Origin of the sequence: Desulfobaculum bizertense DSM 18034, assembly GCF_900167065.1 — a bacterium.
Lineage (GTDB): Bacteria > Desulfobacterota > Desulfovibrionia > Desulfovibrionales > Desulfovibrionaceae > Desulfobaculum > Desulfobaculum bizertense.
Genome location: NZ_FUYA01000001.1, coordinates 605788 through 631413, shown reverse-complemented (window position 1 = coordinate 631413; position 25626 = coordinate 605788). Strand labels below are relative to the sequence as shown.

At 53.7% G+C, this 25626-nt stretch carries 27 protein-coding genes; 9 read left to right on the top strand and 18 right to left on the bottom strand.

Translation table 11 applies throughout. From position 1 onward, the window contains the following. Positions 1–183 precede the first annotated feature (183 nt). Entirely contained in the window at positions 184–2031 is a 1848-nt protein-coding gene (locus tag B5D23_RS02885; RefSeq protein WP_078683910.1) for a bifunctional homocysteine S-methyltransferase/methylenetetrahydrofolate reductase, read from the top strand. Between the two features lie 426 nt (positions 2032–2457). Here the strand turns inward: B5D23_RS02885 and B5D23_RS02875 are convergent, their stop codons facing one another. The 16 genes from B5D23_RS02875 to B5D23_RS02800 all read right to left on the bottom strand — a co-directional run bounded on the left by B5D23_RS02875 (position 2458) and on the right by B5D23_RS02800 (position 16762). Further along, complete coding sequence (locus B5D23_RS02875) at positions 2458–2778, bottom strand: heavy-metal-associated domain-containing protein (RefSeq protein WP_234985055.1); 321 nt, start codon at positions 2776–2778, stop codon at positions 2458–2460. Next, the gene (gene hisA / locus B5D23_RS02870; protein WP_078683871.1) at positions 2747–3484 is read right to left on the bottom strand and encodes a 1-(5-phosphoribosyl)-5-[(5-phosphoribosylamino)methylideneamino]imidazole-4-carboxamide isomerase; all 738 of its coding nucleotides are present in this window, start codon (positions 3482–3484) and stop codon (positions 2747–2749) included. Before hisA ends, B5D23_RS02875 begins: the two co-directional genes overlap by 32 nt. Continuing rightward, positions 3481–4140 carry a hypothetical protein gene (locus B5D23_RS02865; protein ID WP_078683870.1) on the bottom strand — a complete coding sequence of 220 codons (660 nt, stop codon included), beginning with the start codon at positions 4138–4140 and terminating at the stop codon, positions 3481–3483. Before B5D23_RS02865 ends, hisA begins: the two co-directional genes overlap by 4 nt. After that, positions 4140–4727: an imidazoleglycerol-phosphate dehydratase HisB gene (gene hisB / locus B5D23_RS02860; protein WP_078683869.1), complete on the bottom strand. Its 588-nt coding sequence runs from the start codon at positions 4725–4727 to the stop codon at positions 4140–4142. Before hisB ends, B5D23_RS02865 begins: the two co-directional genes overlap by 1 nt. Positions 4728–4952: 225 nt before the next feature. After that, positions 4953–5681, bottom strand: coding sequence for a twin-arginine translocase subunit TatC (tatC, locus tag B5D23_RS15330; protein ID WP_078683908.1), 729 nt, complete (start codon positions 5679–5681; stop codon positions 4953–4955). 557 nt (positions 5682–6238) lie between these two features. Beyond that, entirely contained in the window at positions 6239–6541 is a 303-nt protein-coding gene (tatB, locus tag B5D23_RS02850) for a Sec-independent protein translocase protein TatB (protein WP_078683868.1), read from the bottom strand. Positions 6542–6615: 74 nt separating this feature from the next. Continuing rightward, a complete protein-coding gene (gene guaA / locus B5D23_RS02845) occupies positions 6616–8169 on the bottom strand; it encodes a glutamine-hydrolyzing GMP synthase (RefSeq protein WP_078683867.1) in 1554 nt (517 codons plus the stop codon). 30 nt (positions 8170–8199) lie between these two features. Then, positions 8200–9714: an IMP dehydrogenase gene (gene guaB, locus B5D23_RS02840; RefSeq protein ID WP_078683866.1), complete on the bottom strand. Its 1515-nt coding sequence runs from the start codon at positions 9712–9714 to the stop codon at positions 8200–8202. A 724-nt stretch (positions 9715–10438) separates the two neighbouring features. Continuing rightward, positions 10439–11002, bottom strand: coding sequence for a tetratricopeptide repeat protein (locus B5D23_RS02835; protein WP_159445883.1), 564 nt, complete (start codon positions 11000–11002; stop codon positions 10439–10441). Positions 11003–11042: 40 nt separating this feature from the next. After that, complete coding sequence (locus B5D23_RS02830) at positions 11043–11183, bottom strand: CcmD family protein (protein ID WP_078683864.1); 141 nt, start codon at positions 11181–11183, stop codon at positions 11043–11045. 36 nt (positions 11184–11219) lie between these two features. Further along, a complete protein-coding gene (locus B5D23_RS02825; protein ID WP_284690174.1) occupies positions 11220–11900 on the bottom strand; it encodes a cytochrome c biogenesis protein in 681 nt (226 codons plus the stop codon). 72 nt (positions 11901–11972) lie between these two features. Next, on the bottom strand, positions 11973–12647 hold the full coding sequence (locus tag B5D23_RS02820) for a heme exporter protein CcmB (RefSeq protein ID WP_078683863.1): 675 nt from the start codon (positions 12645–12647) through the stop codon (positions 11973–11975). Continuing rightward, positions 12644–13309: an ABC transporter ATP-binding protein gene (locus B5D23_RS02815; RefSeq protein WP_078683862.1), complete on the bottom strand. Its 666-nt coding sequence runs from the start codon at positions 13307–13309 to the stop codon at positions 12644–12646. The genes B5D23_RS02820 and B5D23_RS02815 overlap by 4 nt, the downstream gene beginning before the upstream one ends. A 10-nt stretch (positions 13310–13319) precedes the next feature. Next, positions 13320–15194, bottom strand: a complete 1875-nt coding sequence (locus B5D23_RS02810) for a heme lyase CcmF/NrfE family subunit (RefSeq protein ID WP_078683861.1) — start codon at positions 15192–15194, stop codon at positions 13320–13322. 72 nt (positions 15195–15266) lie between these two features. Continuing rightward, positions 15267–15695, bottom strand: coding sequence for a cytochrome c maturation protein CcmE (locus B5D23_RS02805; RefSeq protein WP_078683860.1), 429 nt, complete (start codon positions 15693–15695; stop codon positions 15267–15269). A 20-nt stretch (positions 15696–15715) separates the two neighbouring features. Beyond that, positions 15716–16762, bottom strand: a complete 1047-nt coding sequence (locus tag B5D23_RS02800) for a hemolysin family protein (protein WP_078683859.1) — start codon at positions 16760–16762, stop codon at positions 15716–15718. A 208-nt stretch (positions 16763–16970) separates the two neighbouring features. On the opposite strand from B5D23_RS02800, the gene B5D23_RS02795 reads away from it, so the two are divergent. From B5D23_RS02795 to B5D23_RS14990, 4 genes are all read left to right on the top strand, one after another. Further along, complete coding sequence (locus tag B5D23_RS02795) at positions 16971–17588, top strand: D-glycero-alpha-D-manno-heptose-1,7-bisphosphate 7-phosphatase (protein ID WP_078683858.1); 618 nt, start codon at positions 16971–16973, stop codon at positions 17586–17588. Further along, positions 17585–18622, top strand: a complete 1038-nt coding sequence (locus B5D23_RS02790) for a glycosyltransferase family 9 protein (RefSeq protein WP_078683857.1) — start codon at positions 17585–17587, stop codon at positions 18620–18622. Before B5D23_RS02795 ends, B5D23_RS02790 begins: the two co-directional genes overlap by 4 nt. Then, a complete protein-coding gene (locus B5D23_RS02785) occupies positions 18615–19634 on the top strand; it encodes a glycosyltransferase family 9 protein (protein WP_078683856.1) in 1020 nt (339 codons plus the stop codon). The genes B5D23_RS02790 and B5D23_RS02785 overlap by 8 nt, the downstream gene beginning before the upstream one ends. 317 nt (positions 19635–19951) lie before the next feature. Further along, the gene (locus B5D23_RS14990) at positions 19952–20122 is read left to right on the top strand and encodes a hypothetical protein (protein WP_159445882.1); all 171 of its coding nucleotides are present in this window, start codon (positions 19952–19954) and stop codon (positions 20120–20122) included. A 99-nt stretch (positions 20123–20221) separates the two neighbouring features. Here the strand turns inward: B5D23_RS14990 and nadD are convergent, their stop codons facing one another. Next, positions 20222–20878 (bottom strand): nicotinate (nicotinamide) nucleotide adenylyltransferase, encoded by a 657-nt coding sequence (nadD, locus tag B5D23_RS02775; protein WP_078683854.1) that lies wholly within the window; start codon positions 20876–20878, stop codon positions 20222–20224. Positions 20879–20880: 2 nt separating this feature from the next. Then, positions 20881–22140, bottom strand: coding sequence for a glutamate-5-semialdehyde dehydrogenase (locus tag B5D23_RS02770; RefSeq protein WP_078683853.1), 1260 nt, complete (start codon positions 22138–22140; stop codon positions 20881–20883). 266 nt (positions 22141–22406) lie between these two features. On the opposite strand from B5D23_RS02770, the gene B5D23_RS02765 reads away from it, so the two are divergent. The 4 genes from B5D23_RS02765 to B5D23_RS02755 all read left to right on the top strand — a co-directional run bounded on the left by B5D23_RS02765 (position 22407) and on the right by B5D23_RS02755 (position 25577). Then, entirely contained in the window at positions 22407–23072 is a 666-nt protein-coding gene (locus tag B5D23_RS02765) for a tetratricopeptide repeat protein (RefSeq protein WP_078683852.1), read from the top strand. A 207-nt stretch (positions 23073–23279) separates the two neighbouring features. Then, positions 23280–23414 carry a hypothetical protein gene (locus B5D23_RS15270; protein WP_284690173.1) on the top strand — a complete coding sequence of 45 codons (135 nt, stop codon included), beginning with the start codon at positions 23280–23282 and terminating at the stop codon, positions 23412–23414. Further along, a complete protein-coding gene (locus B5D23_RS02760; RefSeq protein ID WP_078683851.1) occupies positions 23411–24997 on the top strand; it encodes a sigma-54-dependent Fis family transcriptional regulator in 1587 nt (528 codons plus the stop codon). The genes B5D23_RS15270 and B5D23_RS02760 overlap by 4 nt, the downstream gene beginning before the upstream one ends. Before the next feature lie 154 nt (positions 24998–25151). Further along, positions 25152–25577: a VanZ family protein gene (locus tag B5D23_RS02755; RefSeq protein WP_078683850.1), complete on the top strand. Its 426-nt coding sequence runs from the start codon at positions 25152–25154 to the stop codon at positions 25575–25577. Positions 25578–25626 lie beyond the last annotated feature (49 nt).

Here is a 25626-nt window from a genome sequence, read left to right as displayed (position 1 = left end):
AAGCTTCCACGGCTTTTAAACTCGATGAGGATACGTAAGGGAATCATTCCCTTACGCGGGGGTTTGGGGGCTGGCCCCCAACCTTTCCCCTCCCACCTGTGCAGCCATAAACTTGACAAGAAGAGGAGTGGTGTAGAATCTATTTTGCCCACTTATCGCATGTGGGAAAGGGAAAAGAAGAAGATGGAACAGAGACTGACAGAAGAGCTTAAACGCCGGGTTGTACTTGCAGACGGCGCAATGGGTTCCCGCATATTTGAAAAGGGGATACCTGCGGAGCTGAGCTACGACGAGCTAAACATAAGCCACCCGGAGCTGATTTCCGAAATCCATGCTGAATACTTGCAGGCCGGTGCAGAACTGCTAGAGACGAACACATTCAGTGCAACATCGCTGCGCCTGGAACGCTTTGGGCTGGCCGGGAAGACGCACGAAATCAACCGCAGGGGGGCAGAACTCGCGCGTGCTGCGGCAGGGGAACACTGCCAACACCGCCAGTGCTGGATTGCAGGCTCAATGGGTCCGCTGGGGCGACTGGAAGAAATGCCAAGTGCCCACAAAATTGCGGAACTCTATACAGAGCAGGCAGCGGCGCTGCTTGAGGGTGGCGTTGACGCCCTGATACTTGAAACATTTACTCGCCTGGATATGCTGCTCCCGGCACTCGAAGCCGTGCGTAAACTGACGGAGCTTCCTGTCATCGCACAGCTCGTTTTCACTGCACAGGGGAGCTCCTTCTCCGGGCTAAACATTGAAGACTCACTGCGCCGCCTCGAAGACGCTGGCGCTGACGTCGTGGGCACAAACTGCGGTTCTGGCCCACTTGGCGTACTGCGCGCACTGCGCAACGCTGGCACCCGACAGTGTCCTCTCTCGGCGTTCCCTAACGCAGGGTTCCCGGAGCAGATTGGCGACAGAATGCTCTTCAATAGTGATCCGAGCTACTTTGCTCAGTCCGCACTGCAAGCCATCCCTCTTGGTGCCCGCCTGATTGGTGGCTGCTGCGGAACAGGGCCAGCACACATCGCGGCACTTCGCAAGGCGCTTGATGCTGGCGAATACCGCAAAGTCAAACAGCCTGAGCCTCAGCCAGAGACTGGCACCACAGGCGAAGAGCTGCGCGCACTTCCCGAAACACTTTTCTCCCGCAAACTCCGACGCGGCAAAAAAATGATTCTTGTGGAGCTGGACCCTCCCAAGCACCTTGATACAGGCCTTGCACTGGAAGCGGCATCCGCCCTTTCACGCGCTGGCGTCGACGCGATCACCATTGCAGAGAACCCGCTCGCCGTTCCGCGCCTGTCCAACACCACGCTTGCAGGCATGATTCATCGCCGTACTGGAAGCGAGGTTATTGTCCACATCACAGGCCGTGACCGAAATCTTGTCGGAATGCAGGCGACGCTGATGGGCCTTGCCGCCGAGGGACTTTCCAACGTGCTCGCCGTGACTGGCGACCCGCCGCCCTCCGGCTCCGACGACGTTGTCAAAGGCGTTTTTGACCTCCGCTCTTTTGACCTGCTCGACCTGATACGTCGCTTCAACAAGGGCATGAATCATCACGGCGACAGCATGCGTCTGCGCGCTAACTTTTGCGCTGGTGCTGCCTTCAATCCCAACACCAAGAACAAACCCATGCAGGTTCGCCGCATGGAACGAAAAATCGAGAATGGTGCCGGGTATTTTCTCACGCAGCCTGTATACACAAAGGCCGACGTTGACGCCGTCGCGGACATGACCGCTCATATTTCCGCTCCAATCTTTCTCGGGATTATGCCGCTCATCAGCTCCCGGAATGCAGAATTTTTGCACAACGAATTCCCCGGAATCACCATCCCCGACGACATCCGTCAGCGCATGAAAGATGCAGGCGACAAGGGCGTCGACGAGGGTATCGAAATCGCCTGGGACCTCGTACAGCACGCCTGGGACAAATTCGCTGGCATTTACATCATGCCCCCCTTCAACCGCTATGCTATCGCCCTTGAACTTATGAAACGCCTTCAGCAAAACGGCATGTGGGAAGCATAGCAGCATATATTTTATTGGGGCGCTGCCCCAAACCCCGCAAGGGGCTTTGCCCCTTGACCCCACCCAAGGACGAGGCCCTTGGGAATCCCGCTTTCGCCCGAAATAAAAGGGGACCGAAATGTGATGAGAGCTACGCTCTCCTCACATTTCGGTCCCCTTTTTTTCGGCCTAGTTAACTGGGCGTGCGTTCTTTTTCTTTGCGCTCCACCCCTTTCTTTTTGAACGCGAGCGTTCAAAAAGAAAATGGAGGCAACGCACGGGAAAGAGAAAGAAGCCGCTTTAGGCAGCCCCAACAAGTTTAAAAGCCGTGGAAGCAAAGCTTCCACGGCTTTTAAACTCGATGAGGATACGTAAGGGAATCATTCCCTTACGCGGGGGTTTGGGGGCTGGCCCCCAATTCTTCCCCTCCCATCCATCTTCTTACCTCTACTGAACGAGGTCGCCAGCATCGAAGCCGATGCTTTCGACAGCGTCCTTGAGAACAGCGTAATCAGGCTCAGAATCAGAATAAAAAGAGGCGACGCCTTTCTCAAGGTCGACAGAGACACTGGAGAGGCCGGAAACCTTGGCGAGAGCCTCAGTAACGGCGGCGACACAATGCTGACAGCTCATACCTTTCACGACGAGCTTGTAGAGGGACTTTCCCATTTCTTTCTCCAAAGCGGCGACGCGATTGTCACGCCGCTGCTTTCCTAGCTTCATAACCTGTTTTAATTTATTCCCCGCTTCGCGAGTCAATCCACTCATTTGCAGCCTCCAGATCAAGGGTCCCCTCATAAATTGCCTTACCGGAGATAGCTCCTTCGAGGCCGATTTTGCAAAGGGGAGACAGATTCTGAATATCGTCAAGACTGGCAACGCCGCCAGCAGCTATGACGGGAAGTGAACTCGCTTCACAGAGGGCTTTCAGTGCTGGCACATTGGCACCAGACTGCATACCGTCACGGCTGATATCCGTATAAATGATAAACTGAGCGCCCTGCTCTTCGAGCCGAGGGAGCACGTCAAACACAGTCATACCGGCATCTTCGACCCACCCACGGGTTTTGAGATTTCCATCGACAGCATCGAGGGAAACACCAATCTTGCCGGGAAGAGCCGCACAAAGTTCGCCAAACAGCTCTGGATTTTCCAGGGCCATCGTTCCGATGATGAGTCTGGAAACTCCTGCTTCGACGTAGGCCTTTGCGGTGGCGATGTCTCGAATGCCGCCGCCAAGCTGTACGGGGATATCGACAGAGTGGCAAATATCATGAATCAGGCGCCAGTTTGCGGGATGCCCGTCAAAGGCACCATCGAGGTCGACGACGTGCAGATACCGTGCACCGCGAGCAGCCCAATGCTTTGCAGCGTCGACAGGGCTTTCGTTAAACACGGTTTCTTTGTGTGCCAGCCCCTGCTTGAGCCTGACGCATTTACCACCTTTGATATCAACAGCAGGAAAAACAATCACAATCCAAACTCCTTCACACCTCGAGCAAGGCCTTCCTGAGCCAGCTCGGAGGCTGTTATCCATTTCCCTTTGCGTTTAAAAAACTTGTGGGCCTCAAAAAGATTTTCTGTCAGCGACTTCTGTGTCTCGTCAAAGTGATAGCGCTTCACAAGGCTTTCATTTTTGACATCAACGAGAAAGAGATCCAGCGTTACCCCTGCTGGAGTATCCACAGAAACTTCACTTCCTTTTCGTTCGTGAAAGGCGAGCAGATGTGGGACGAGCAAGTAATCAACTTTCATGCAGTTCCCAACCCGCAGCCAGTAATCAAGAGCGGCGACCCGCTTCTTTTCCTTGTCAATTCGGCTCAGAACAATGTGTTCGCATTGCTCGGAGGTAGAAGGAACAAGATAGGACGGATTTGTACTGGCCTTCAGCTCCTGCTTGAGGAGTTCGTCAAGACGGCCAAGTACATCCTGAGAAACAGGTTCCGCACCTTCGGGAATATAGCCAGCGAGCAGTTCATTATCCATCTGCGGCTGGGTAAAATGCGCAACTGCGAGGCTTCCCTTTGGGGGTTCCACACGGGGTGTAATACCTTCGCAGGCAGTCAGTCCAAACAGAAAAACGCCACACACCACGCTCAGAACCAGAAATCGAACATTGGTGTTTCTCATCAATCGAGCCTCCCCTTGGTGCTTTGCACACCATCACCAGTCAAAGTTGCAGCTTCGCGAATAGCGAGACCAAAGGCCTTGCAAGCGGATTCAACGAGATGATGCGCGTTTCGGCCATAGAGATATCTCATGTGCAGATTCAGTCCTGCGCGGAACGCAAGAGACTTGAAGAATTCACGCCACAGGTCTTTTTCTTCACCTGCAACGAGAGCTGGTACCACGTCATCCTCATAGACCAGATAGGCACGGCCAGAAATATCAATATCAACCTCGGTTAAAGCCTCATCCATAGGAACCCGGGCGTTTCCAATGCGCTTGATGCCCTTTTTGCCACCAAGAGAATCACGAAGCGCTTCACCAATGCACAGCCCAACGTCTTCGAGGCTATGATGGGCGTCGACCTCGATGTCTCCTTCGCAGACAACGGTCAAGTCCCAGCCAGCCCAAAAGGCTATCAGGGTAAGCATATGGTCGGCAAAACCAACTCCAGTTTTAATGCTGGAAGCACCTGTGCCATCCAGACACAGTTCCATTGTGATGTTGGTTTCTCCGGTCTGTCGCTCAATGCGCGCAGCTCTGGGCTTCATGTACTACTCCAGTTTATTCATGGTTCAAAGGGGTTGTCACATATCAGATTTGCGGAAGTAGCATGCACGCTTTCTGCTTTAAGGTCAAAGAGTAAGACCGCATGCCTGCTCCATAAATCTTTCGCAGAATTCCATAGCATACTGTAGCGCGTCGGGGAGAATTTTGCACTCACCAAAAAAAGAAAGCGCCCATCCAAAGATGGGCGCTTTTAGGTTCGGGATGAACTACTCTGCGTTTTTCATTTTGCGAGGTTCAGCTTTGCCAAACAGCCAGGCGACAATGATACCAAGCTCATACAGAATAATGAGCGGACCAGCCATAAAGCACTGTGAAACCACGTCCGGGGGTGTCAAAACTGCGGAGATAACAAATGCCACGAGAACAAAGTATTTTCGTTTGTCCTTGAGCCAGCGGGAAGACACCATTCCAAGGCGGGCAAGGAAGAAAATAAAGAGTGGCAGCTCAAACGCGACACCAAAAGCGGTGAGCAGCTTGAGGGAGAAAGAGAGATACTCTTTCAGGCTGGGCATCGGCTTGATGATGTCTGTTCCAAAACCCATAAAGAACTTGAAGGCAATGGGGAACACGACAAAATAGCCAAAACATGCGCCAGAGACAAAGAAGAGGGAGGAACACAAGGCAATGGGGAAAACCCAGCGACGCTCTTCCTTGTACAGACCGGGGGCGATAAAGGCCCACAGCTGATAAAAAATAAAGGGACTGACCACAAAAAGGCCAGCAAATGCAGAGAGCTTAATGTAGGTAAAGAAGCCTTCTGGCAGACCGGTGAAGATCAGGCTCGACCCTTCGGGAAGGATAGGCTTGAGCGGCATCATCAAGAAATCAAAAAGCTGCTCAGCAAAACCATAACAGGCAAAAAGGCCAACAATAACGGCGATAACACAGTAGGTCAGACGTTTCCGCAACTCCTCAAGATGGTCAAGAAGTCCCATCTCGACGAGTTCTTCATCGTCATCATCGTCGTCGTCATCACCGTCTTCATTGCCCTGCTCTGGCTCTTTGTCCTCAGCGCCGGCAGACGTACCGGAGTCATCTCCGCCATCATCGCCACCACCGGAACCAGCAGCTTCGACTGGAGACTCGCTCGCCTGTTCTTCTGCGGCGTCCAGCTCATCCTGAAGCTCTGCGACAGGCTCATATAACGCACCTGCGGAAGGATCATCCAGCTCGTCAAGAGATTCGACGGGTTCAGCGTCGACATCCTGTGCGTGCTCTTCTGGAGTAACGTCCTGCTCAAGCTGCGAAACGGTGCTCTCTTCCGAAGAAGGCACCTCTATCTCACTCGCAGATTCTGCCGGAGTCTCTCCCGCAGCTTCTGCGGCGGTCTTGGCCACAGCAGCGTCCAGCGGAGTCATTTCTTCGCTGTGCTCTGGGCGGGGTTCGGAGCTGGTCTGCTCCGGGGAAATATTCTTGGCACTGCTCTCAGGTGCAGTACTCACGTCACGTTCCTGAGACTTCTGCTCTTTCTCGCTCATCAGTGACGACCTGCCTAAGCTTTTGCTGATTCAGCAGGCTTTTCAGCCTCGGCTGTGTCGGTTTTGGAGCTAGGAGCATCTGCCTTGGGCGCGGCGTCCTCAGGCTTAAGCTCTGCGGTGGAACGCTGACGGCTCTCTGTACGCTCAACGCGCTCGACTTCTGCGTCAATGGTCCGCTTGACGTCGTTAGAGACTTTCTTGAATTCGCCCATTGCCTTGCCAAGGGTTCGTGCAAGCTGCGGGAGCTTTTTAGGACCAATGACAAGCAGCGCGATACCCAGGATGAGGAGAAGTTCAGTGCTACCTATTCCAAACATAACAGGAACCTTGGTTAAGCGTTAAAAGCGGTGGTGCATACGCACCACCGCTCCGTCATACCGTTATTCGGCTCTTATTCCCACTCGATGGTTCCCGGAGGTTTCGACGAAACGTCGTATACCACTCGGTTCACACCTTTCACCTCGTTGATGATGCGGTTGGACATGCGTGCCAAAAGATCAGAAGGCAGGCGGGTCCAGTCAGCAGTCATAGCATCGAGGGAGTCGACGATACGCAGGGCAATAACGTGCTCGTAAGTACGATCATCACCCATAACGCCAACAGTCTTCAAGGGCAAGAGAACGGCGAAGCCCTGCCAGACCTTGCGGTACCAGCCAGCGTTACGAAGCTCTTCCTGAACAATTTTGTCTGCTTTGCGCAGAATGTCCAGTCGAGGTTCGGTGATTTCGCCGATGACGCGGATAGCCAGACCCGGACCCGGGAAAGGATGGCGCCAAATAATGGACTCAGGAAGGCCAAGCTCCTCAGCCACGCGACGGACTTCGTCCTTGAACAGCTCACGAAGAGGCTCAACAAGGCCCATCTTCATCTTCTCGGGCAGGCCACCAACGTTGTGATGGCTCTTGATGACCACACTCGGGCCACCCTTGAAGGAGATGGATTCGATGACGTCGGGGTACAGGGTACCCTGAGCGAGGTACTTCACGTTGTCGATCTTTGCTGCTTCGCGGTCAAAGATTTCGATAAACGTGTGACCAATGATTTTGCGCTTTTTCTCAGGATCATCAACGCCCTTCAGACGGCCAAGGAATTCTTCCTGTGCCTTCACCCAGACGAGATTGAGGTCAAAGTGCTCCCGGAGGTAGCCAATGACTTCTTCACCTTCGTTCATGCGCAAGAGTCCGTTATCAACAAAGATACATGTCAGACGCTTGCCAATAGCCTTGTGGAGCAAAAGCGCCACGACAGTGGAGTCGATGCCACCAGAAAGGCCACAAACAACCTGCTCATCTTCACCAATCTGCTCGCGGAGATCTTTGACCGTTGCGTCCACGAAGGAACTCATGGTCCAAGAAGGCTCGAGACCGGCAACCTTGAACAGGAAGTTGGAGAGGATAGTGCTGCCATCGTCAGTGTGTGCCACTTCGGGGTGGAACTGCAGGCAGTAAATCTTCTCTTCGGAATTTCCCATAGCAGCAATCGGCACATTGTTGGTCTTCGCGAGAATCTCAAATCCTGCGGGGACGGCTTCAACGTGGTCACCATGAGACATCCAGACGACATGGCTGTCTTTTTCTTCCAAGCCTTCCCACAGAGGGCAAGCCTGAGACAGCTCCAGATTAGCACGGCCATATTCGCGTTCTTCACTCTTGGTGATGCGGCCGCCCAGATTGTGGGCCAGAAGCTGCATACCGTAGCAAATTCCGAGAACAGGCAGGCCCCAGGAGAGGATTTCCTTGTTCAGAACAGGGGAATCTTCATCAGTCACACTGGCAGGACCGCCAGAGAGAATGATGGCCTGAGGTTCACGCGCCTTGATTTCTTCAGGGGTCGCCTCGCAGGTCAAAATCTCGGAGTAGACACCAGCTTCACGCACGCGTCGTGCGATGAGCTGCGTATACTGAGACCCGTAGTCGAGGATGACTACTGAATCGACATTTTTCATTGCGCAATCGCCTTTTAAGCTTTTGACAAGTTAGAAGGAATCAACCCGATAGTTCGGGGCTTCCTTGGTAATAATAACATCATGGACATGGGATTCGCGCAGGCCCGCGGGGGAAATCTGCGTAAACTGAGCCTTGTCCTTGAGCTCTTCAACCGTGTGACAACCAGTGTAACCCATACCGGAGCGAAGGCCACCAAGCAACTGATAAATGCTTTCGGTCACGGGTCCCTTGTAAGGAACGCGGCCGACAATGCCTTCCGGCACCAGCTTCTTGGAGTCGTCAGACAGACGGCCTCCGTGGATCTGAGCTTCCTGCTTTTCTTCCTGAGCCTGCTTCTCCTGGAAGTAACGGTCGGAGCTGCCCTGACGCATTGCGTCAATGGACCCCATGCCACGATAAATCTTATACGAACGGCCCTGGTACAGGATTGTTTCGCCCGGGCTTTCCTCAGTTCCTGCGAAGAGCGAACCCATCATGCAGGAATCAGCACCAGCAACCAGAGCTTTCACAACATCGCCAGAGAACTTGATGCCACCATCAGCGATGATGCAGCGGTCAAATTCCTTGGCAGCACGGGAAGCTTCCATGATTGCGGAAATCTGGGGAACACCAACACCAGCCACGATACGGGTGGTGCAGATGGAACCGGGGCCAATACCAACCTTTACCGTATCTGCACCGGCCTCAAACAGAGCCTTTGCGCCTTCATAGGTGGCAACGTTGCCAGCAATCAGACGGGCGTTCGGGAAGTTCTTGCGAACAGCTTCCACAGAACGAAGGATGTTTGCAGAGTGACCGTGTGCGGAATCAAGCACCAAAAAGTCAACGCCAGCATTCAGCAGAGCCTCGGCACGCTCATCGCGGTCCTTGCCCACACCAATAGCAGCGCCGCAGCACAGGCGACCATGCTCGTCCTTGCAGGACAGAGGGTACTTTTTGATTTTCTTGATGTCCTTGATGGTGATGAGACCGCGAAGCGTGTTGGCATCGTCAACAACCAGCAGCTTTTCAATGCGATTTGCATGAAGGTGCTGCTTTGCTTCTTCCAGTGTGGTACCAACAGGCACCGTCACCAGACGATCCTTGGTCATCACCTCGGCAACGGAGGTAGAGAGGTCCGTCACAAAACGAACGTCACGGTTGGTCAGAATACCGACCAGCTTCTTGCCCTCAACCACGGGCAGACCGGAAACCCGGTACTGTTCCATGACGCTCAGGGCCTGAGCGACCGTGTAGGTCGGAGGAATAGTCACAGGATCAAGAATCATTCCGGATTCGGACTTCTTGACCTTTTCGACTTCCAGCGCCTGCTCTTCAATTGTAAAATTCTTGTGAATGACACCCGCTCCGCCATTGCGGGCCATAGAGATGGCCATATCGGACTCCGTAACGGTGTCCATAGCCGCACTGAGAAGCGGAATGTTCAGTCTCAGGTCTTTTGTGAGCTGAGTTCCCACGTTGACCTGGTCCGGCAAGACTTCTGAATATGCCGGAACCAGCAGGACATCATCGAAAGTCAGTCCCTTCATGACAATCTTTTCCATTACGTTACTCCGTGCGTCCTAGAAGGTGGAATTCCAAAACGACAGCAGGCCAACAAGCCTGCGTCACAAGCATTTTGGAATCATTCGAGATTCGTTCTGAAACTCAAATCTGCGGCAGGCTCCCCTACTCCCAAAACAGGTTTTCGCTCCCCTGCATTGTTCATAATAGAGTGAGATTTCGCAAACCGGGTGAGGGTTTCAGTACTCTGCCCAACATGATTTTGTCCGTCTGGCAGTGTCTCCCGATCATCAACAGGAGACGAGGCTGTGCCATAAGTGACGCGTTGAGGCAAGCACAAGTTCCCGTTCTCTCTGAAAAAAACACTTACGGGAGCAGCAATTGCCAATGCATTCAATCATGTTGGAGTGAAATCTTAGGAAACCGCATCAGGACAATTCATTCACCCCGACGAATCCACATTCCCGACCGGGCACATGTGCCCGCGTGGAGCATACACCACGTCAGCCAGTTCCGTCTCCTGTGCGGTTGGACCTCTCCTGCGTTTCGAAAAGTGCCCCTAAAAAAAGCACCTCATAAGACTCGGAAAAAGACGCTCTGCGTTTTCTGAATCTATGAGGTTTCCTGAACACATCCTCCACAACAGGATAACAGCATGGGGAGCACACATTCGCCGATATTTCGACGCGAATACTCCCCGTAAAAATGGTATAAAAAGAAGGACCCCGTTCAAGGGTCCTTCATTGTGTTCGAAGTCTTCTACTCTTAATTGCCGAGACTCTCAAGCTCTGATTTTGCTTCGGCAAGAGTCTCTTTGGGAACATCCGGCAAATCAATCACTTTCTGGAAATATTCCAGTGCCTTATCTGGTTTATCCAAGAAGTGTTTATTCAAAATTCCAAGGTTGAAGAAGGTTGTAAAATCCTTGGGATCAAGCTGAATAACACGCCCAAATGTCTGGGCTGAGGCCTGATATTCCTGGAGATTAAATTCGGTCAGACCAAGCATCCGCAGCACCTGCAAATTATCTGGTTCAACCTTGAGCGCCCGGACGTACAGTCCCTTTGCGCGATCAAAGGCCTTCATGCGGCGGAACTGCTCACCCAAAACGTACATAATCTGTACATCATCAGGATTCTCGTCCAGCTTCTTCATCATGGCCTGAATCATTTCCATGGACGGCCCTTTTTCCATCGACGTCGGCGGCGCAGAATGCTGCTGGTTTTCAACGACCAGCGAGGGGTGTTCCATCCGATAGATAAAGGACCCTATCGCCATGGCGACAAGACCAATACCGCAGAGAAGGAGCAGAAGCTGGCGGGAACTCATCCCACTCCCCTGCCCATTCTGGGAGGTGTTTTGTGTCTCTTTAGCACTCATCGCGTAACTGCTCCATCTGCTTGAGGCGCAGCTCGTACCGACGCTGGCGAGAGCTGAGAAAAAGTATATATCCACCAACGCCAAGCCAAACGGCGACGTTTCCGATCATAAGATAACTTGTGTAATCCATCAGGAACTCCTTGCCCATTTTGGGCGGAGGAAGGCGTTAATTCAGGTCGCCCCGTGCAAGGGCGTCCAGTCGTTCTCCGTGCCGAAGCTGGCGAGTGCGCAAGGTTGTCATGCACAGCCACAGCAGCCCAAAAGCTACAATAGAAACCAGCATGGTCGTCAACATTTCGGGAGCCATTCCGCCACCAGACTTGCCAAACACCGCCGGGTGGATGCTCCGCCACATACGGGCAGAATAAAACACCAGCGGGACATCAAGGAATGCCACAATGCCCACAACAGCGCAGACCACAGGCCGACGCTCTGCCCCGATCCCACTGGAGCGCAGAATCAGATAGGCACAGTACACAAACCACATAATCAGGGTTGTGGTCAGGCGTGGGTCCCACGTCCACCACACACCCCACGAGGCGCGTCCCCAGACAGAGCCAGTCACAAGCGCAAGGCCAGAAAACAGCACTCCAATTTCTGCGGCAGCACCACCGAGGTGGTCCCAGGAACTCTGACGGCGCAGGAGATAGAAAATTCCTGCCACGAACACCACGAAGAAACTCAGAAGCGCCCACCAGGCAAGCGCCACGTGAAAATAAAACAGCTTCTGAACCGGACCTAATGTGGTTTCAACAGGAGCATAAACCCAGACAAACCACTGGGTAATGCAGAGCATGAGCACTGTGGCCACAGCTGCAAAGGGAAGCCAGTTCACTCGGGTGTTCACAAAAACTCTCCAGAAAAAGCGTTGATGACCGGTCTCGCACCGAGACACAGCCAAAGGTTCACAAGAAAGAATCTAGCCTTCCGCGCCATACACGGCTGGGAACAGGAAGAGCGCAGCCCCCGTAAACAGGGCATCAAACGCAAACGCCAGTCCCATCCAGTTCCCCTCGTGCATTGCCCCGGCACTAAAGTAGGCCGCGCCAATGCGCACACCCGCCAAGAGCAGAGGAATCAGCAAGGGAAACAGTATAACCGTCAGCAAAGATTCTTTTGCCGCCTGCCCCTGCGCCAGCGCACCCAACAGAGCACCCAGCACAACGACTCCCCAGTCTACCAGAAGTAGCCCACCAAGGGCCATCAGGCAGTCTGCATGAAGCGACTGTCCCAAAAAGACAATCGCAGCCGGCAGGAAAACAAGCTGGGACAGCACGAGCAGAGCAAAGCCTGCCAGAGCTTTTCCCAGCCATATAGCATGAATGGATACCGGAGAAAGCAGGAGCGCGATGCGCGCGCCATTGGCTTCTTCCAGCCCATACAGAGTATTAAAGATAAGAACCTGCGAAAAGCAGGATGCGACCCAGAAAATTGCTGCGGCAGCCTGCGGAGAGGCCAGCTCTCCAGTTGCAAGCGATGTGCTGAAGACAAAAATCAGCAGCAGGCCGAGCAAAACAGGCTGGGCAAGGCCAACGCCACCAGCCAAAACAAGTTTCAGGTCTTTCTGGAACAGTGCGCGAAGCTGGGCAATCATGCGTCACCTCCGCTCACAATAGCACCATGCGGCGTGTAGTCCTGTGCAGGACCAAAGTACCCAAGGCTGTGCCGGGCAATCTCACACACCATATCGGCGCGCCTGAGATCATCCTTCACATCATGGCTCACCCAGACAACCGTTGCGCCACGCTCGCGGGCCGCAGCAATTTCCCTGTGCAAAATGCCAAGGGAACGCTGGTCAAGACCCGTTCCGGGTTCATCAAGAAACAGCAGCTCAGGCTCAAGCATGAACACTCGCGCCAAAGAAAGGCGCTGGGCCATGCCCCGGGAAAAGGTCCCGGCTTCTTCATAGGCTGCTGCCCTGAGTTCAACCCGTTCGAGTACGGACATCAGAAAATCCTCATCATCTTTCCGCTGGTAGAGCTTCGCCCAAAAGCGAAGGTTTTCCATTGCGGTCAGGGCCGGATAAATAAAGGTCTGGTGTCCAACGTACGCAATTTTGTCCTGCGCCACGCGGCATTCCATGTCGCCCCCAGAGCTGCGGGCAAGGCCCGACATCACCTTGAGGAGCGTGGATTTGCCAGCGCCATTTTCTCCAACCAGCAGAAGGACCTTTCCCTTGGGTAATTCAAAGGAAATGTTCTTCAAAACCAGCTTGGAGCCGTAAAACTTTGAAAGCTTGTTCAGACGGAGCATCATGCCGAAATGCCTACGCCTTTCTGCGCCAAAATGCCAGCAAGGGGAACAGCGTCATGAGCACGCCGCCAATCCACAGCCAGTTCACAAGCGGGTTCACGCTGATGCGCAAAGAGACCTGCCCATCAGGAGAAGAACCAACCAGCGTTGAGTACAGCTCGTCACCCAGGCCCGGAATAACCGAGACCTCAGCAAAAACGTTCCGGTTGTTCCGGTACGCCCGGCGCTGCGGGGTCATGGTGCCAACCTTTTTGCCATTCTCGGTCACAGTCAGTCGCGCTTCGACATAGTCCATACCCGGAGTTCTGCGCTCCTGCATGCCCTCATACTTTACGGTGTACTCAGCAATCTGCATGCTCTCACCGGGATGAAGCACGGCTTCGCGCTCAATCTTGTACGGGCCAGAAAAGGCAACAGCCAGCGTCATCAGCAGCAGGCCGACATGAACGCCGTATGCAGCCCATGAGTGGGGATTTCTGAGCATGTCTTTGCGGCTGGCAAACAGGACAACAATGCCAAAGAGACCAACCACGGCAGATACCGCACCAAGCAGCGCAACCGGGTGATGAATGCCACGCATCCACATCAGGCCAGCAGCAGGAATGATTGAGCCACACACTGCATAGAATGCCTTGCGATTCACCACGCCCCCCTTCCATCCGAGCCACGGACAGAACACGAGGAACAGGGAAATACACGCAAAGAGCGGCAGGCAGACCCGGTTATAGAACGCAGGTTCAAGCCCAATTGGCTTGGGATTCCACATGCTGGAAATCAGCGGCCACATAGTGCCAAGGAAAATCACAAGACCAATGGCGAGGAAGAACCACGCAGCAAGAAAAAGCAGGCCGGAACGGGACAGCAGCTCATCAAGCGGACGGGCATTCTTATCCTTGTGGGACAAGACCACCAGCACGCCAGCGATGAGGGTTCCGAGCATGAAGAACACCAACGGTTCCCCAAGCTCACTGCGCCCAAAGGCATGCAGAGAATCAATAACTCCGCTTCGCACCACGTAGGTGGCAAAAATGCAGAGGAAGAATGTCAGGGTAATGAAAAACACGTTAATGCGCGGCAGGGAGCCACGTCGACGCTGAATGATTGCCGTGTGCAAAAAGGCCGTTGCAGCCAGCCACGGAATCAGGGAAGAGTTCTCCACCGGGTCCCATGCCCAGTATCCGCCCCAGCCAAGCTCCATGTAGGACCACCATGCACCAAGGATGATGCCCGCAGTCAGGAAAAGCCAAGCAAAGACAGTCCACAGGCGGCCCACAGGCAGCCAGTCCACGTTCTCTTTATTCACCCAGCTCGCCAGTGCGAGACAGCACGGCACAGTAAAGCCTGCGTAACCAATGAACAGAAGCGGCGGATGGAAAATCATGCCGGGGTTCTGGAGCAGTGGATTCAGGCCATTGCCCTCAACGGGCGCATGGGCAAACTCAAGGAAGGGGTTGGAGGGACCACTCAGGATATACAGGAAGAAGGCCTGAACGGAGTAATGGAAAAGCCAAAACCACACCCGGGTATTGGGCTGGAGTTTGGCGTAATGTTTTGAGGCAGCAAAGAAAAGTCCACACGTCACAATGCACAGTGCCCAGAACAGCATAGAACCAGCCTGTCCTGCCCAAAATGCCGTCACGGTATAGAAAAGCGGAAGGTAGCTGTCTGTGTACTGCCAGACGTACTGGAGGGAAAAATCCTTTGCAACAAGTGCCCGAAGCAGGACCACAGAGGACGCCATGACCAGCGCAAAGCAGGCAAGCTGCCCCCGCTCGGTCCAATGGGCGTACCGAGTGCGTCCCGTCCAAAGCATATACAGAGAGAGTCCGCCAAAGAGCAGCGACACGAAGAGCGCTGCAAGCAGACAGAAGTAGGCAAATAGATGCATCAGCAACCTCGATGAAGGGGGTACCGGCAAGGCCGGAATTATGACAACGTTTTCGAGCCAAAGCCCACCGGATTATCCCTGGTGGGCTTTTTCCTCATCACGCTTTTTTTGATACTTGGAAGGACACTTGGTCATAAGCGTCCGGGCGCTAAACACACCGTTTTCGGTCATGCCACCTTCCACGATCACTTCGGCACCGGGTTTAAAGGTATCCGGAACAACACCGTGGTAGGCAACACGAATGGAACCGTCACCACCGTTGCTGTCCGCAAGCTGGAATTCCACATCAAGCTGTCCGGGACCGCCCAAAAGATTTTCTGGGGCAACCTTGCCAAAAAGACGGATGTTCGAAAGTTCATTCGTCTCCATGGACAGCGCTTCGGAAACATTCAGGAAGTACACGCTGTTTTGCGAAAAACCGGAAAACAGCAAGTAGCCAAAACCACTCAAAAAGAGCAGCAGGGCAACAATGTAGATATTCCTGTTACTTTTCTTAGCCATACTCTAACCCGACCCGGTTACTAGGGTTTCTTGGCCGAACCCGCAATTTGGGCACGACGCTGGCGGGCAAGTTCCCGCATGTCTTCCACCTCGTCGGTTTCGTCGACGATTTCCTTTCCAAGGATTTCCTCTAAAACGTCCTCAAGCGTGACCACGCCTGCAAGTCCACCATATTCATCGAGAACGATAAACAAGTGGATATGGGTTTCGAGGAATTTAATGAGCAACCTGTCCAGGGTCAAGGTTTCCAGTGCAAACTGGACGGGGTGCATCAAGTCTGCAAGCCGTTTCTCTTCGAGATCTTCGGCAGCAGCAAGCAGCACTTCGCGTCGCGTCACAAGACCCACAATGTCTTCAGGATCATCGCCTTCAAAGACGGGAATCCTGCTGTGTGACCAACAGTGCTTTTCCTCTCGGGCCTCCTTAACGGTCATATCCGCAGGGAGAGAAGAAACAACTGTTCTGGGCGTCATGATCTCGTGCGTGGTTTTCACGTCGAGCTGCAAAATATTTTTAATCGACTCTTCCTCATAGGGCTTGAGGATGCCCGCTCTTCTGGAGAGCGTGGCAAGAGCCGTAATGTCCTCTTCTGTTGCGGCCGGACCTTTGCGTTTTGGCTTTTGGACAAGCTTTGACACAATCCCGAGAATCCAGATCGCAGGTGACAGCGCCCAAACCAAAAAGGTCAGGGGGCGAGCCAAAAGCGGAGCTAGCGTGCGAGAATACATCACGCCAACCGTTTTGGGTAAAATTTCGGAAAAAACCAGAATAATGAGCGTAAAGACCGCCGTAAAATAGCCCAGCCACTCTACCCCAAACACCCGGGCCGCAGCAGCGCCAGCAACAGCAGCACCAGCGGTATTGGCCACGGTATTCAAGGTCAGGATGGCCGCAATGGGCTTATCCACATTATTCCGAAGCTCATAGAGCATTTCACCGGATTTCTTCCCTTCATTCCGAAGCTGTTCGATGCGGCTCCACGGGACAGAATACAGAGCTGCTTCACTCACAGAACAAAATAGCGACACGCCAACAGCAACTCCAACGGCAAGCAATAACTCTAACACGTTCCTCCCCACTCGCGTTTTCGCGAAAATGTATGCAAATCAACAGTTGATGCAGACGTATTGATTCTTATAGAATAAGCTGACTCCTACCAGAGGCAGCTTGCACCGGGCAAGTGCCAAAAATTGCACGAGTCGTCACTTGACGCAAGGCCCAGCTTGCCGCACAACACACTTTTGTACGGCATATAGCCTTTAGCCACTTATTCTTATGCAAAATATAAAAAATATCATTCTCGACCGTGACGGAACAGTCATTATTGACAAACATTACCTGCACAAGCCAGAAGGCGTCGAGCTTCTTGATGGAGCTGCCGAAGGATTACAGGAGCTTGCCAAGGCAGGCATGAATTTGTTCATCGCCACCAACCAGTCTGGAATCGGCCGTGGGTATTTTTCTGCCGAAGACTACAGCGCTGTCCAGAAACGGCTGCTCGAAATCCTTGAGCGTAAGGGCATCCAGATTACAGGAACCGCCTTTTGCCCCCATGCCCCCGAAGAAAACTGCTCCTGCCGCAAGCCCCTCACCGGAATGTGGGAGGATCTTTCATCCCGCTTTGGACTTCGACCAGAAGAAACTGTTATGATCGGCGACAAATCAGCAGACATCAGCTTTGGCCACAATGCAGGCCTCGCTGCGTCCATTCTCGTGCTCACTGGCAAAGGCACAGACCAACTCGCGGACTATGAGCTTTCCACACCATTTACCGCGTGGAGCGTTCCAGAAAACGCCAGTCCTGCTGCTCCGTTTGCCATTGCTCACGACCTTGAGGCCGCTGCTGACTGTATCTTACACTACAACACAATAGATCGCGATACGAACTCATGACACGTATAGGCATTTGGAACACCGCCTTTCTGGGCGACGCCATTCTCACCCTTCCGCTTATTCACTCACTCTCTGCTGCATACCCCGACGCAGAACTCCACTTCTTTGTCCGCAAAGGCGTTGATCAGCTTTTTGTGGCCCAGCCGGAACTCTGCACCGTCCGCAGCTTTGCCAAGCGTGGCGCGCAAAAAGGTTTTTCCGGGGCCTACTCCTATGGTCAAAAACTCGCCAAGGAGCGCTTTGACCTCTGGATCAGCCCGCACACCAGTTTTCGCAGTGGTTTGATTTCCCGGTGGACCTCTGCGGGCAAGCGCATTGGATATTCAAAACCGTGGTTCAACAACTGGTTTTACACCCACACCGTTGACCGCGCCTTTGACCAGTTCGACGAAATCGAACGCCTTTTGCGTCTGCTTGGACCACTTCAGATTCCTGTCACGACTAAGCCGCATCTTGTCTTGCCAGAAGAGGCGCACATCGCCGCAGCAGAAACGTTCGCGATTCGCAATGCCCCGCTTTTGGGCATTCACCCCGGCTCAACGTGGCCCACAAAGCAGTGGCCACTTGAATATTTTTCTAAAATCGTCCGCAAGGCCATCAATCAGGGCGTCAAAGTCGTTCTCTTTGCCGGTCCCGGCGAAGAACCCCTTGCAGCCAAGGTTCTTGAGGGTGCTCAGCTCTCCCCGCAGCAACAGGACGGCGTTCTCAACCTTGCAGGACAGCTTTCCATGACCGAGCTTGCCGCGCACATTGCCGCGCTCGACTGTTATCTCTCGGGAGACTCCGGTCCCATGCACCTCGCCTGGGTTCAGGAAACTCCCCTCGTTGCCATCTTTGGGCCAACAGTCCGCAAGCTGGGCTTCTTCCCCCGTGGCAAAAATTCAACGGTACTGGAGCACACCCTGCCCTGTCGCCCCTGCTCGCTACACGGTCCCAAAGAATGCCCCGAAGGACATCACGACTGCATGCGCAAGATCACGCCAGAGCACGTCTGGGCGTCCATTGCCCAAAAACTGGAGCAGCGGAATGTCTAGTCCTCTCCCCAAAAACTGGCTCGCCATCAGGCTTTCAGCTCTTGGCGATCTTATTCTCACCTCCGGGCCTCTTCACTATCTGCACGCAACCCACGGCTGGAACTTTCACGTTCTCACCCGCAAAGGCATTGCACCAGTGTTAGAGAACCACCCCGGTATTGACCGACTCATCTTTCCCAATGAGCACAGCCTCAAAGGCAAAGAATGGTTTCGCGCCGCCCGTGAGCTTTCTGAGCGCTACAAAGGCTGGGGGCTTCTCGACCTCCACGGCACCTTGCGGTCTCAAATTTTGACAACCTTTTGGAAAGGCCCTGTACGGCGCTATCCAAAATTCAGTCTCACTCGCCGCGTCTTCAGTCGCACGCGTCTGAACCTTCTCGGTGAGCGCCTTAACCGGTACAACGTACCGCAGCGTTACGCCCTCGCAATTGAGAAAGAAGCCCCATCTCGCGAGGAACTTCGACCGCGAATTTGGCTCACCGCACAAGAAAAATCATTTTCCGATTCGTTTTTCACAGAGCATGGGCTTACTGAGCGTCCCGTCGTCGCCCTTCACCCCTTTGCAACGCATCCCGGAAAGCAGTGGCCCATTGGCCATTGGCTGACCCTCATCAGGAAGCTTGATGCAAAAGGCTGGTCTTGCCTCATTCTCGGCCGCAGCAGCGAGCCTCTCCCGGCTCAGGAATTGCCCGAGAATGTCGTCGACGCCACAAACGCCAGCTCCCTTCGGGAAACCTGCGCGCTCATCGCACGCTCTCGCGCCCTCGTGACTGGAGACTCCGGCCCCATGCACATGGGAACAGCTCTCGGCGTTCCTACAATCGGACTCTTTGGACCCACAACATCTCACTGGGGCTTCTTCCCCAGCGGAGAGCATGACGTCGTCCTCGAATCCGCGCTGCATTGTCGCCCCTGCTCCCTCCACGGTGGCAAAGGCTGTCCCGATTCCATCCGCTGCATGCGAGACATCATGCCAGAACAGGTCCTCACCGAAATACTTCGGAATTCCTGACCACTACAGCACTCTCCGGCCGATTCCTTGACCTAAGTCAATTTTTCGCGCCTCCGTGTGCATCAGCAGAACGCAGCTCCTCGCCCTTTCCTGCGCTTTTTTTTAAAAAAAACGCAGGAAAGGGCGCAGGGGTGGGTGCTCTTGTTGTTTTATTGGGGCGCTGCCCCAAACCCTGCAAGGGGCGCTGCCCCTTGACCCCGCCCAAGGACGAGGCCCTTGGGAATCCCGCTATCGCCCAAAAATTAAGGGCCGGATGTGTGAAAGCCGTTGGCTTTCCCTTACATCCGGCCCTTAATTTTTGGCCTAGTGGGCGTCCCGTGTGTTCTTTTTCTTTGCGCTCCAACCCTTTCTTTCTGAACGCTCGCGTTCAGAAAGAAAAAGGTGGCGAACTCGCAGAAGAGAAAGAAGCTCTCGACGTTATGCCCAACAAGTTTGAATTTCATTCACGCGAAGCGTGGAGGGAATTCAAACTCGCTGAGGATACGTAAGGGAATCATTCCCTTACGCGGGGGTTTGGGGGCAGGCCCCCAATTTTCCCCTCCCACCCATCCAGCGCTAACGCACTGGGGCAGGCCCCAATTTTCCCTCTACGCCTTCCAAACGGTAGCGACTTCGTGCTCATACTGCTCGAGAAGGGAGTCTATGCACTCAGGGACGAGTCCATAGACACTGCGCTGGGAAATCCACCGCTCACGGACCTGCGAGGAACTTATGTCGAGACGTGGAATCTCGACAAAATCGAGTTGATGGCCGTCGAGGAAGCGCCACGTGCTAGCTCCATCTCGCTGAGCTTCTGGCCACGTGCGCCCCATAAAACGAATCACTCCGTCGAGGGTGTCGTCGACGCGATTGGCAACGGCGAGATTGGCATAGTTCACGATCTCCAAACCTCGCTTCCAAAGGGGAACCATCAACAGGTCACACGCCCCAAGGATGAACCAAAAGCTGTCATCGGGGCGAGTCTCACGCAGGCGGCAAAGAGTATCGATTGTGTACGACGGTCCGGGTCGGTTAGCCTCAAGCGTGTTAACTGAAACCTGCGGAAGACTCGCCGTAGCGGCTTCGAGGAACTCAACGCGCCGATCAAAGTCGAGCATACCCTGCCCGGGTTTGTGCGGAGGCACGGCCGAGGGGATGCACTCAATACTGTCGAGACCGAGCTGCTCCTGCACTTCAAGTGCGAGACGCAGATGGGCGTTGTGCACAGGATTGAAACATCCACCGAGCAAACCAATTCGAGCCATTGCTATTCCCTTACCTGACCTTCGCCAAAGACGACAAACTTGGCACCGGTCAATTCGGTTACACCCATAGGGCCGTACGCATGGAGCTTGGAGGTGCTGATACCAATTTCTGCACCAAGACCGAGCTGCCCGCCGTCGTTGAAACGGGAGGAGGCGTTGATGGCGACCATAGAGGCGTCAGCTTCACGCATAAACCGCATAGCCGTGTCGTGATCCTGAGAAATAATAATCTCAGTGTGGTTTGAACCATGCTCGGCAATGTGGTCGAGGGCCTCATCCATAGAGTCGACCACCTTAACAGCAAGAATCAAATCGTGGAACTCCATGCCCCAGTCATTTTCTGCTGCGGGCTGGGCAGACGCACCGAGAAAAGGCAAGGCACGGGGGCAGGCCCGGAAACTCACACCAGCAGCGGACAGAGCTTCTGCCACGCGAGGCAGTAGCTGCTCTGCGACAGCCTTGTGTACCAAAAGACACTCAAGGGCGTTGCAGACACCGGGGCGCTGAGCCTTGGCGTTGAGCACGATTTTTACTGCACGGTCAAGGTCGGCAGCTTCATCAACATAGGCATGAACGACACCCTTGTAATGCTTGAGCACGGGCATGGTTGCTTCGGCAACAACGGCACGAATGAGACCTTCACCACCGCGCGGGATCATGACATCAATGTACTGATCGAGCTTGCACAGGGCGGGGACAGCGGCACGTTCGGTGGTTTCGATGACCTGAACAGCGTCAGCGGGAAGCGAATTATCCGTGAGCGCTTCGTGCAAAAGCGTGGCAAGATACTGATTTGAATGAAAAGCTTCACGCCCACCGCGCAAGATAACGGCATTGCCAGCCTTGAGGCAAAGGATGCCGGAATCGACCGTGACATTGGGTCGAGACTCAAAAATCATGGCAATAACACCGAGGGGGATGCGCATCCGGCCGACGAGAATGCCATTTGGACGCTTGTGCATGCCGGAAATTTCGCCTACAGGGTCGTCCTGAGCGGCGACTTCGCGACAGGCCAGAGCCATTGCATCAATGACGGCAGGAGTCAGACGGAGTCTGTCCATACGCGGGGCGTCGAGGCCTTCTTTTTCTGCGGCGTCGAGATCGCGGGCATTTGCCGCAGCAATTTCATCGCGTCGCGAGTCGAGAAGTTCGGCCAGTCGAATAAGCACGGCATTTTTTTGAGCGGTAGAGGCCTTCGCCATACTGCGCGAGGCAAGCTTTGCACGCTGACCAACGGACAGCATCATTTCCTGAATGTCCATGACTCCTCCTAAAAAAAAGAATATGGTTTCCCTCTGATTGCTAAAAATGAAGAAAATGGACAAAAAAGCCAATTCTTTTGGGAAAACCAGGGGAAAAACCTTGAAATCCTGTCGAAAACGTTTACAACAGAAATGAAAAAACTCTTGAGACTTGTTTTGACATTTCTGTAAAGCAGAAGTAAAAATAGAACTTCAGCCGCATGAGCTGTTTGAGTTTTTGCCAAATACAGCCAGCAAGTCAATATCCATATGGAGGATAACCGACAATGACCGAGACCCAGTCACATCCGACTCAGGGTAACCCTAGTGAAGAACTTCTGGAGAACGTGCCTGACAAGCTGCATCCCGTGCTTCAGGTTATCGTAGACAACATTCGCTTTATCCTGGCGGCTATTGCCATTCTTATCCTGGCGCTGGCTGGTACGGCAATGTATAACTCGTACCAGAATTCCCGGCTCGAAAAGGCTCAGACCCGCATGGCAGAAATTCTGGGACAGCCCGCAGACGCTCGCGTTGCCAGCCTCCGCGAGTTTGCAAAAGAGGCTCCAGAGTCCATGCAGACCGCCCTGCATTTTGAAGTTGCTTCCACACTTGTCGAAAATGGCAAACACGAGGAAGCAGCCAAGGAACTTGGCATTATTGCAGGCAATGGCCACAGCCTTTCTGCTGTTGCTGGCCTTGCTCAGGCCGCCGAGCTGACCGCCGCGGGCAAAGATGCCGATGCACTCAAGGTTCTGCAGGCACTGCAGAAGACCGCTCCGGCTTCATTTAAAAATCAGGTGCTCCTGCGTACCGCCTTTGCCGCAGAAAAGGCAGGCGATATGAAAGTAGCACTCGACACATACAAGGCTCTGGAAAAAGAAAAAGCCCTGCCACTCGAAGGCTTTGCCGAGTTTAAGGCCGCAAGCATCGAAGCAGCGCAGAACAAATAATATTCCAGACCGACAAAGAGTACAGGACAGCCATGAAACGGTACACAGAAAAACCAACACCGATTCACAACATTTGCGCAGAACGACGTCGCGAAAAACGCGAACGCATCCCTGCTGCAGAATCTGCTGCTGCCCAATGCACTTTGCACAAACTTCACAACTTTTAGAACAGGCCTTCCTCGGCGTTTTGCCGAGGGAGGTTTCGTTTTGAGACTTTTTGAAATTTATAGCTACGACCTGACGCTGCATGCTGTCCTGATTGCCAGCACAGCCAAGGCCGTGGACACGTTTCACCCGCGCCAGATGCCTTTGCACCTGGGGCACAACCCCAAGAAGCGATGACACGCCTAGCCATCTCGTCAGAAAAACAGTCTGCGTACTTCCAGACTCTTGTACGGATTGTTGAAGAAATCGGTCCGCGTGGTTCCATGCAGTCCGGACTCAAGTCCCTGCTGCGTACCCTGTGCGAAAATCACGGATACAAACGTGCCCTGCTGACCATCTTCGACCCTGAAACAAATTCCCTCAAACTGACTGTCACCGTGGGATCTCAGCGCTATTCCGAGGTCTCCTATCAGCCCGGACAGGGCGTGACAGGTCAGGTCATGGACTCTGGAGAATCTGTCATTGTCCCGGTTCAGAAAGATGACCCGCATTTTCTGAATCTGGCCTTTGGCCGTACCAAAGAGGAAATGTCGAAGCTTGGCTTTATCTGCGTCCCAGTTCGCCATGCGGACGACAACAACCAGACAGAAGTCCTGGGAACGCTTTCCGTCGACGTTCCTGCCGGAACGCAGGAAGAGCTTGAAGCCGACTGCAACTTCCTTCAGGTTGTGGCCTCTCTTGTGGCCAAAGAAGTTGCATCACTTCAGGAAGAAATGGCGATGCAACGCCACCTGCTCGCGCAGGGCATGACGCAGGAGCCGCACGACAGCTCTGACGACACTTTTTCGCATCCCAATATTATTGCCGCATCCAAGCCCATGCGCATGGTGCTCCAGCAGGTTTCTCAGGTTGGCCCCAGCCGGGCCACTGTTCTCCTTCGCGGTGAATCTGGCACTGGCAAGGAGCTTCTGGCCGAAGCAATCCACAGCGTCAGCCCCAGAAAAAACAAGCCACTCATTAAGCTCAACTGTGCGGCTCTGCCCGCAGAACTTATTGAGTCCGAACTTTTTGGCCACGTGAAGGGCGCCTTTACTGGCGCTGTTTCCAGCAAGAAGGGCCTGTTCGAACTCGCCGATGGTGGTACCCTGTTCCTTGATGAAATTGGTGAACTTTCCCTTGAGGCACAGGCTAAACTTTTGCGCGCCATTCAGGAACGCGAAATTCAGCGCATCGGCAGCGAACAGACCATTCGTGTTGACGCCCGACTCATTACAGCAACCAACCGCTCACTGGAGCAGATGCTGGAGGACGGCACCCTTCGCGAAGACCTTTTTTATCGCATCAACGTCTTCCCAATCTTCATTCCCCCGCTTCGGGAACGTCGACTGGACATCCTTCCTCTGGCTGAGCACTTTATGCAGCGCTTCTCCGAGGAGTACAAAAAAGACGTCAAGCGCATCTCGACCCCTGCCATTGATATGCTCCAGCAGTATCACTGGCCAGGAAACGTCCGCGAACTTGGCAACTGCATGGAACGCGCCGTGCTGATTTGTGACGAAGAAGTTATTCGTACCTATCACCTGCCGCCAAGCTTGCAGACCGCAGAGTCTTCGGCAACAGACACCAACCTTTCCTTTGGTGAATCCGTTGCCCGCTTTGAGCAGGAACTGCTCGTTGACGCGCTAAAAAAAGCCCGAGGCAATATGCTTCAGGCTGCGCGTGATCTCAAAGCCAGCTACCGCATCATCAACTACAAGGTGAAAAAATATCACCTTGATCCCAAAAAGTTTGCCGTTGGCAAATCCAGAAAGCGGAGCTAACTCGACGCATCACAAAGGCTCTGGACCAGCTCCAGAGCCTTTTTCCTTTTCTCTGCCTGACGCACGTTTTTATGGAGCAGAACTCCAGGGAGCGTGCTAAACTTTTTTTTGCTCCACAACGGTCGCCTGACCGCAAGAGACACGGGACACAGTCATGCCAAAGCAAAAAACAGCAGTACCACTGCTCATTTTGTGGATAGTCTCCATCATTGCCATTTCATGGCTTACGCTCCGGCCCGAGACAGTTGACGACACGGCTTTCAAATATTTCGACATCGTGCAGCACTTTGGAGCTTTTGCCTGGCTCGGATTTTTGCCTATGCGCACCTTCCGCGAACGGGACACCGCCATCACAGCCGCTGGAGCCATGATTTTTTTCGGGGCTGTCCTCGAACTTGCCCAGATCATGACCCCTACCCGCGACCCGTCATGGCTCGACATGCTGGCAAATACGGTGGGCGTTTGCGTCGGAATCTGGATTGGCCAGCGTTTAAAAGAGCGGGAATATTTTGTTCAGCTCAAAAAAAGTATTGAAGAACGTGAGCAGGAAAACAAGAGACGTTCCCAACATCACCGATAAACAGGCCGCAGTGCAGCTTTTTGCGCAGGCTTGCCATGCACACACTCAT